The sequence below is a fragment of the Actinocrinis sp. genome (assembly GCF_035938995.1).
Lineage (GTDB): Bacteria > Actinomycetota > Actinomycetes > Streptomycetales > Catenulisporaceae > DASZGI01.
In genome coordinates, this window is sequence record NZ_DASZGI010000073.1 from 1 (window position 1) to 4147 (window position 4147).

Annotated in this window: 10 protein-coding genes; all 10 read left to right on the forward strand. The window is 67.7% G+C overall.

Annotation, left to right across the window (positions count from 1 at the left end):
- The first annotated feature begins 35 nt into the window (after nucleotides 1-35).
- From rpsQ to rpmD, 10 genes are read left to right on the forward strand one after another with little or no spacing between them, the layout of a single operon-like run.
- On the forward strand, nucleotides 36-335 hold the full coding sequence (gene rpsQ / locus VGZ32_RS04695; protein WP_326884564.1) for a 30S ribosomal protein S17: 300 nt from the start codon (nucleotides 36-38) through the stop codon (nucleotides 333-335).
- 48 nt (nucleotides 336-383) lie between these two features.
- The gene (rplN, locus tag VGZ32_RS04700; RefSeq protein ID WP_145852118.1) at nucleotides 384-752 is read left to right on the forward strand and encodes a 50S ribosomal protein L14; all 369 of its coding nucleotides are present in this window, start codon (nucleotides 384-386) and stop codon (nucleotides 750-752) included.
- Nucleotides 752-1072 (forward strand): 50S ribosomal protein L24, encoded by a 321-nt coding sequence (gene rplX, locus VGZ32_RS04705; RefSeq protein WP_326884565.1) that lies wholly within the window; start codon nucleotides 752-754, stop codon nucleotides 1070-1072. The genes rplN and rplX overlap by 1 nt, the downstream gene beginning before the upstream one ends.
- On the forward strand, nucleotides 1072-1686 hold the full coding sequence (gene rplE, locus VGZ32_RS04710; RefSeq protein WP_326884566.1) for a 50S ribosomal protein L5: 615 nt from the start codon (nucleotides 1072-1074) through the stop codon (nucleotides 1684-1686). Before rplX ends, rplE begins: the two co-directional genes overlap by 1 nt.
- Complete coding sequence (locus VGZ32_RS04715; protein ID WP_326884567.1) at nucleotides 1686-1871, forward strand: type Z 30S ribosomal protein S14; 186 nt, start codon at nucleotides 1686-1688, stop codon at nucleotides 1869-1871. The genes rplE and VGZ32_RS04715 overlap by 1 nt, the downstream gene beginning before the upstream one ends.
- A 58-nt stretch (nucleotides 1872-1929) precedes the next feature.
- Nucleotides 1930-2328, forward strand: a complete 399-nt coding sequence (gene rpsH, locus VGZ32_RS04720; RefSeq protein WP_326884568.1) for a 30S ribosomal protein S8 — start codon at nucleotides 1930-1932, stop codon at nucleotides 2326-2328.
- 18 nt (nucleotides 2329-2346) lie between these two features.
- On the forward strand, nucleotides 2347-2883 hold the full coding sequence (gene rplF, locus VGZ32_RS04725) for a 50S ribosomal protein L6 (RefSeq protein WP_326884569.1): 537 nt from the start codon (nucleotides 2347-2349) through the stop codon (nucleotides 2881-2883).
- A gap of 2 nt (nucleotides 2884-2885) precedes the next feature.
- Complete coding sequence (gene rplR / locus VGZ32_RS04730) at nucleotides 2886-3302, forward strand: 50S ribosomal protein L18 (protein ID WP_326884570.1); 417 nt, start codon at nucleotides 2886-2888, stop codon at nucleotides 3300-3302.
- 22 nt (nucleotides 3303-3324) lie between these two features.
- Nucleotides 3325-3933, forward strand: a complete 609-nt coding sequence (rpsE, locus tag VGZ32_RS04735) for a 30S ribosomal protein S5 (RefSeq protein WP_326884571.1) — start codon at nucleotides 3325-3327, stop codon at nucleotides 3931-3933.
- Between the two features lies 1 nt (nucleotide 3934).
- The gene (gene rpmD / locus VGZ32_RS04740; RefSeq protein ID WP_326884572.1) at nucleotides 3935-4117 is read left to right on the forward strand and encodes a 50S ribosomal protein L30; all 183 of its coding nucleotides are present in this window, start codon (nucleotides 3935-3937) and stop codon (nucleotides 4115-4117) included.
- Nucleotides 4118-4147: the final 30 nt, after the last annotated feature.

Below are 4147 nucleotides of genomic sequence, written 5' to 3' on the forward strand. Positions count from 1 at the left end.
GACGTCGCGGCGAGCACCGAGGGGAGCGCTGACCAGTGAGCACGACACCAGCCGAGGAGACCACGGCCGCGGAGGCGACCGAGGCGCGCGGCTACCGCAAGACCCGCGAGGGCTACGTGGTCAGCGACAAGATGGACAAGACCGTCGTTGTCGCGGTGGAAGACCGCGTGAAGCACCCCAAGTACGGCAAGGTGCTGCGCCGTACCAAGAAGTACAAGGCCCACGACGAGCAGAACGAGTGCAACGTTGGTGACCGTGTGCTGCTGATGGAGACCCGGCCGCTGTCCGCGACCAAGCGGTGGCGGGTGGCCGAGATCCTCGAGCGAGCCAAGTAAGTAAGACGACCGCCGGCGAGAACCCCGGCGTGACGATCAGGAGTTGACGTGATCCAGCAGGAGTCGCGGCTGAAAGTCGCCGACAACACGGGTGCTAAGGAGATCTTGTGTATCCGCGTGCTCGGCGGCAGCGGCCGGCGATACGCGGGCATCGGTGACGTCATCGTGGCGACCGTTAAGGACGCGCTGCCCGGGGCTGGCGTCAAGAAGGGCGACGTCGTCAAGGCGGTCGTGGTGCGCACCCGCAAGGAGCGCCGCCGCGCGGACGGTTCGTACATCCGGTTCGACGAGAACGCCGCCGTGCTGATCAGGGACGGCGGGGACCCGCGCGGCACCCGCATCTTCGGCCCGGTGGGGCGGGAGCTGCGGGAGAAGCGGTTCATGCGGATCATCTCGCTGGCGCCGGAGGTGCTGTGATGAAGATCAAGAAGGGTGACCACGTGGTGGTCACGGCCGGCAAGGACAAGGGCGCTTCCGGGACCGTCATCGCGGCGCACCCGAAGGAGAACCGGGTCACCGTGCAGGGCGTGAACATGATCAAGAAGAACAAGAAGGTGACCAACCAGGGAGTGCGCGGCGCCAAGGAAGGCGGCATCGTCACCCAGGAGGCGTCGATCCACGTGAGCAACGTGCAGCTGGTCGACCCAGAGACCCAGCGTCCGGCGCGGGTCGGTTACCTGACCAAGGAAGACGGCACGAAGGTCCGCGTCCTGCGGCCGAGCGGGAAGGAAATCTGATGGCGACCGAGGCGCAGGCCAGGCCCCGGCTCAAGGAGAAGTACCGGAGCGAGATCGCCCCGGCCATGAAGGACGAGTTCGGGTACGCCAACGTGATGCAAATCCCGGGGCTGACCAAGATCGTCGTGAACATGGGCGTCGGCGAGGCCGCGCGGGACGCGAAGCTGATCGACGGTGCCGTCAGGGACCTGGCCGCGATCACCGGCCAGAAGGCGGCCGTGGCGCGGGCGAAGAAGTCCATCGCCCAGTTCAAGCTGCGCGAGGGCATGCCGATCGGCGCGCACGTGACGCTTCGCGGCGACCGGATGTGGGAGTTCCTCGACCGGCTGCTGTCGATCGCGCTGCCCCGCATCCGTGACTTCCGAGGCCTGAACGACCGGCAGTTCGACGGTCAGGGGAACTACACGTTCGGGCTCGTTGAGCAGGTCGTGTTCCCCGAGATCGACCCGGACCGGGTGGACCGGCAGCGGGGAATGGACATCACCATCGTCACCACGGCGACCAACGACGACGAGGGCCGCGCGCTGCTGCGCCGGCTCGGCTTCCCCTTCAGGGACGCGTCGGCCGCGGCCGCCGAGGCACCGAGGACAGCGGCCGGAAGGAGGAACCGCTAATGGCGAAGAAGGCGCTGATCGCCAAGGCGAACCGGAAGCCGAAGTTCGCTGTCCGCGCTTACACGCGGTGCACGCGCTGCGGCCGGCCGCGCGCCGTCTACCGGAAGTTCGGCCTGTGCCGTATCTGCTTCCGCACGATGGCGCACCGGGGCGAGCTCCCGGGCATCACCAAGTCCAGCTGGTAACTAGCAACACGCCGCAGGTCCGGCCAAGGAAACCACGGCGAGGAAGGCCAAAACGGCCATGTCAATGACAGACCCGATCGCGGATATGCTGACTCGTCTGCGCAACGCCAACTCGGCGTACCACGACACCGTGGGCCTGCCCTATTCCAAGATCAAGTCGCACATCGCGGAGATCCTCGAGCAGGAGGGCTACATCGCCGGGTGGCGCGTCGAAGACGCCGAAGTCGGCAAGAACCTCGTGGTCTCGCTGAAGTACGGCGACGCGAGGGAGCGCTCGATCGCCGGGATCAAGCGGGTCTCCAAGCCCGGTCTGCGGGTGTACGCGAAGAAGGACAACCTGCCACGGGTCCTCGGCGGGCTTGGCGTCGCGATCATCTCGACGTCGGGTGGCCTGATGACCGACAAGCAAGCCAAGAAGAGCGGCGTGGGCGGAGAAGTCCTCGCCTACGTCTGGTAAGGGAGGGGAGAAACCACCATGTCACGTATCGGACGACTCCCCATTCCCATCCCCAGCGGAGTGGACGTGGCCATCGACGGCCAGGCGGTCAGTGTCAAGGGACCCAAGGGCGCCCTGAACCTCACCATCGCCGAGCCGATCAGCGTGGTCCAGGAGGACGGCGTCATCCGGGTCACCAGGCCCAACGACGAGGGTAAGGTCCGCGCGCTGCACGGCCTGTCGCGCACGCTGATCTACAACATGGTCGCCGGCGTGACCGAGGGTTACAGCAAGACCCTGGAGATCGTCGGCGTCGGTTACCGCGTGCAGGCCAAGGGCAAGGACCTTGAGTTTTCGCTCGGTTTCAGCCACCCGGTGGTCATCACGCCGCCGGAAGGGATCACCTTCCGGGTCGAGGCGCCGACCAGGTTCGTCGTCGAGGGCATCGACAAGCAGCTGGTTGGCGAGACCGCGGCGCGGATTCGCAAGCTCCGCAAGCCCGACCCGTACAAGGCCAAGGGCGTGCGGTACCAGGGCGAAGTGATCCGGCGCAAGGTCGGGAAGGCTGGTAAGTAGTCATGGCTGGTACGAAGGCCAAGAGGTCGTCGCGCGAGTACGCCACCGGGCGGGTGGGGCCGCGCACGGCGACGAAGACCCGCGCGCGCGTCCGGCGTCACCTGCGGGTGCGCAAGAGGGTCATCGGCAGCGCCGTCCGGCCGCGGCTGGTGGTGAACCGGTCCGCGCGGCACATCGTCGTGCAGATCGTGGACGACACCGTCGGCCGCACTCTGGCGTCCGCCTCCACCATGGACCCGACTGTCAGGTCGGCGACGGGGGACAAGACGGCCAAGGCCAAGCTGGTCGGCGCGCTCATCGCCGAGCGGGCGAAGACCGCAGGCATCACCGCGGTGGTCTTCGACCGTGGCGGCTACAAGTACCACGGTCGCGTTGCCGCCCTCGCGGACGGCGCGCGGGAAGCCGGGCTGACGCTGTGATTAGTAATAGGAAGGAAAGCTAATGCCAGGAGCTCCGCGGCGCGGCGGTGGCGGCGGTGAGCGGCGCGAGCGCCGCGACGACCGCCGTGGTGGTCAGGCCGAGAAGCAGAACGTCTACCTGGAGCGCGTGGTCACAATCAACCGCGTGGCCAAGGTCGTCAAGGGTGGCCGCAGGTTCAGCTTCACCGCCCTGGTCGTGGTCGGTGACGGCAACGGCATGGTCGGTGTCGGCTACGGCAAGGCCAAGGAGGTGCCCGCGGCGATCGCCAAGGGCGTCGAAGAGGCCAAGAAGCACTTCTTCCGGGTGCCTCGGATTGCCACCACGATCCCGCACACCGTGCGGGGTGAGGCGGCGGCCGGCGTCGTGCTGCTCAAGCCGGCCAGCCCGGGTACCGGCGTCATCGCCGGCGGCCCGGTGCGCGCCGTGCTCGAGTGCGCCGGCATCGGCGACGTGCTGTCGAAGTCGCAAGGCTCGTCCAATCCGATCAACGTGGTGCACGCTACCGTGGCGGCGCTCAAGTCGCTGAGCCGTCCCGAGGAGATCGCCGCCAAGCGCGGCCTGCCGATCGAGCGGGTGGCGCCGAGGGCGATGCTGCAGGCGCGTGCCGCGGCCAGCGGGGCTGGGGTGTGAGATGGCCCAGCTCAAGGTGACCCAGGTCAAGTCGAAGATCGGCGGGACCAGCGTGCAGCGCGACTCGCTGCGCTCGCTCGGCCTGCGCCGGATCGGCCAGACGGTGGTCAAGCCGGATCGCCCGGAGTTCCGCGGCATGATCCAGGTTGTCCGCCACCTGGTCAAGGTAGAGGAAGTGGACTAGCCAATGTTGAAGCTGCACGATCTGCGGCCG

What these genes read in the sequence shown, in the direction of transcription:
- rplX (WP_326884565.1), top strand. Translation starts at nt 752, where the DNA reads ATGAAGATCAAGAAGGGTGACCACGTGGTGGTCACGGCCGGCAAGGAC.
- rplE (WP_326884566.1), top strand. Translation starts at nt 1,072, where the DNA reads ATGGCGACCGAGGCGCAGGCCAGGCCCCGGCTCAAGGAGAAGTACCGG.
- VGZ32_RS04715 (WP_326884567.1), top strand. Translation starts at nt 1,686, where the DNA reads ATGGCGAAGAAGGCGCTGATCGCCAAGGCGAACCGGAAGCCGAAGTTC.
- rpsH (WP_326884568.1), top strand. Translation starts at nt 1,930, where the DNA reads ATGTCAATGACAGACCCGATCGCGGATATGCTGACTCGTCTGCGCAAC.
- rplF (WP_326884569.1), top strand. Translation starts at nt 2,347, where the DNA reads ATGTCACGTATCGGACGACTCCCCATTCCCATCCCCAGCGGAGTGGAC.
- rplR (WP_326884570.1), top strand. Translation starts at nt 2,886, where the DNA reads ATGGCTGGTACGAAGGCCAAGAGGTCGTCGCGCGAGTACGCCACCGGG.
- rpsE (WP_326884571.1), top strand. Translation starts at nt 3,325, where the DNA reads ATGCCAGGAGCTCCGCGGCGCGGCGGTGGCGGCGGTGAGCGGCGCGAG.
- rpmD (WP_326884572.1), top strand. Translation starts at nt 3,935, where the DNA reads ATGGCCCAGCTCAAGGTGACCCAGGTCAAGTCGAAGATCGGCGGGACC.